The sequence below is a fragment of the Serratia sp. 2723 genome (assembly GCF_050434425.1).
Taxonomy (GTDB): Bacteria; Pseudomonadota; Gammaproteobacteria; order Enterobacterales; family Enterobacteriaceae; genus Chania.
This window is the reverse complement of sequence record NZ_JBNDIN010000030.1, coordinates 1-2,957: the sequence shown is the minus strand read 5'-3', so window position 1 is coordinate 2,957 and position 2,957 is coordinate 1. Positions and strand designations below refer to the sequence as shown.

The window sequence follows — 2,957 nt, the reverse complement described above, 5'->3', positions numbered from 1 at the left end:
AAAACACCTTTGGTGTTGTAAGGTTAAGCCTCACGGATCATTAGTACTGGTTAGCTCAATGCATCGCTGCACTTACACACCCAGCCTATCAACGTCTTAGTCTTAAACGTTCCTTCAGGGGCCTTAAAGGCCCAGGGAAGACTCATCTCGAGGCAAGTTTCGCGCTTAGATGCTTTCAGCGCTTATCTTTTCCGCACTTAGCTACCGGGCAGTGCCATTGGCATGACAACCCGAACACCAGTGGTGCGTTCACTCCGGTCCTCTCGTACTAGGAGCAACCCCTCTCAATCTTCCAACGCCCACGGCAGATAGGGACCGAACTGTCTCACGACGTTCTAAACCCAGCTCGCGTACCACTTTAAATGGCGAACAGCCATACCCTTGGGACCTACTTCAGCCCCAGGATGTGATGAGCCGACATCGAGGTGCCAAACACCGCCGTCGATATGAACTCTTGGGCGGTATCAGCCTGTTATCCCCGGAGTACCTTTTATCCGTTGAGCGATGGCCCTTCCATTCAGAACCACCGGATCACTAAGACCTACTTTCGTACCTGCTCGAGCCGTCACTCTCGCAGTCAAGCTAGCTTATGCCTTTGCACTAACCTCACGATGTCCGACCGTGATTAGCTAACCTTCGTGCTCCTCCGTTACTCTTTGGGAGGAGACCGCCCCAGTCAAACTACCCACCAGACACTGTCCTCACCCCGGATTACGGGGCCGAGTTAGAACATCAAACATTAAAGGGTGGTATTTCAAGGTTGGCTCCATGCAGACTGGCGTCCACACTTCAAAGCCTCCCACCTATCCTACACATCAAGGCTCAATGTTCAGTGTCAAGCTATAGTAAAGGTTCACGGGGTCTTTCCGTCTTGCCGCGGGTACACTGCATCTTCACAGCGAGTTCAATTTCACTGAGTCTCGGGTGGAGACAGCCTGGCCATCATTACGCCATTCGTGCAGGTCGGAACTTACCCGACAAGGAATTTCGCTACCTTAGGACCGTTATAGTTACGGCCGCCGTTTACTGGGGCTTCGATCAAGAGCTTCGCCTTGCGGCTGACCCCATCAATTAACCTTCCAGCACCGGGCAGGCGTCACACCGTATACGTCCACTTTCGTGTTTGCACAGTGCTGTGTTTTTATTAAACAGTTGCAGCCAGCTGGTATCTGCGACTGGCTTCAGCTCCGAGAGCAAGTCTCTTCACCTACGCGCCAGCGTGCCTTCTCCCGAAGTTACGGCACCATTTTGCCTAGTTCCTTCACCCGAGTTCTCTCAAGCGCCTGGGTATTCTCTACCTGACCACCTGTGTCGGTTTGGGGTACGATTTGATGTTACCTGATGCTTAGAGGCTTTTCCTGGAAGCAGGGCATCAACTACTTCTGCACCGTGGTGCATCGTCATCACGCCTCAGGGTTGATAAGTAACCGGATTTACCAGGTCACTCCCCCTACACGCTTAAACCGGGACAACCGTCGCCCGGCTAGCCTAGCCTTCTCCGTCCCCCCTTCGCAGTAACACCGAGTACAGGAATATTAACCTGTTTCCCATCGACTACGCCTTTCGGCCTCGCCTTAGGGGTCGACTCACCCTGCCCCGATTAACGTTGGACAGGAACCCTTGGTCTTCCGGCGAGCGGGTTTTTCACCCGCTTTATCGTTACTTATGTCAGCATTCGCACTTCTGATACCTCCAGCAAACCTCACAGTTCACCTTCAACGGCTTACAGAACGCTCCCCTACCCAACAACGCCTAAGCGTCGCTGCCGCAGCTTCGGTGCATGGTTTAGCCCCGTTACATCTTCCGCGCAGGCCGACTCGACCAGTGAGCTATTACGCTTTCTTTAAATGATGGCTGCTTCTAAGCCAACATCCTGGCTGTCTATGCCTTCCCACATCGTTTCCCACTTAACCATGACTTTGGGACCTTAGCTGGCGGTCTGGGTTGTTTCCCTCTTCACGACGGACGTTAGCACCCGCCGTGTGTCTCCCGTGATAACATTCTTCGGTATTCGGAGTTTGCATCGGTTTGGTAAGCCGGGATGGCCCCCTAGCCGAAACAGTGCTCTACCCCCGAAGATGAGTTCACGAGGCGCTACCTAAATAGCTTTCGGGGAGAACCAGCTATCTCCCGGTTTGATTGGCCTTTCACCCCCAGCCACAAGTCATCCGCTAATTTTTCAACATTAGTCGGTTCGGTCCTCCAGTTAGTGTTACCCAACCTTCAACCTGCCCATGGCTAGATCACCGGGTTTCGGGTCTATACCTTGCAACTATTCGCCCAGTTAAGACTCGGTTTCCCTACGGCTCCCCTATACGGTTAACCTTGCTACAAAATATAAGTCGCTGACCCATTATACAAAAGGTACGCAGTCACACCACGAAGGTGCTCCCACTGCTTGTACGTACACGGTTTCAGGTTCTATTTCACTCCCCTCGCCGGGGTTCTTTTCGCCTTTCCCTCACGGTACTGGTTCACTATCGGTCAGTCAGGAGTATTTAGCCTTGGAGGATGGTCCCCCCATATTCAGACAGGATGTCACGTGTCCCGCCCTACTCATCGAACTCACAGTTAATGCATTTTAGTGTACGGGGCTATCACCCTTTGCTGCGCGACTTTCCAGACGCTTCCACTAACACAAGAACTGATTCAGGTTCTGGGCTGTTCCCCGTTCGCTCGCCGCTACTGGGGGAATCTCGGTTGATTTCTTTTCCTCGGGGTACTTAGATGTTTCAGTTCCCCCGGTTCGCCTCGTATGGCTATGTATTCACCATACGATAGTGTGTCGAAACACACTGGGTTTCCCCATTCGGGTATTGCCGGTTATAACGGTTCATATCACCTTACCGACACTTTTCGCAGATTAGCACGCCCTTCATCGCCTCTGACTGCCTAGGCATCCACCGTGTACGCTTAGTCACTTAACCTCACAACCCGAAGGTGTTTCTGTAAACAGA

The 2,957-nt window shown here is 52.6% G+C and carries 1 rRNA gene; it reads right to left on the bottom strand.

What is annotated here, in order from left to right:
* Positions 1 to 19: 19 nt before the first annotated feature.
* Positions 20 to 2,927, bottom strand: a 23S ribosomal RNA gene (locus tag ABIE29_RS23360).
* Positions 2,928 to 2,957 lie beyond the last annotated feature (30 nt).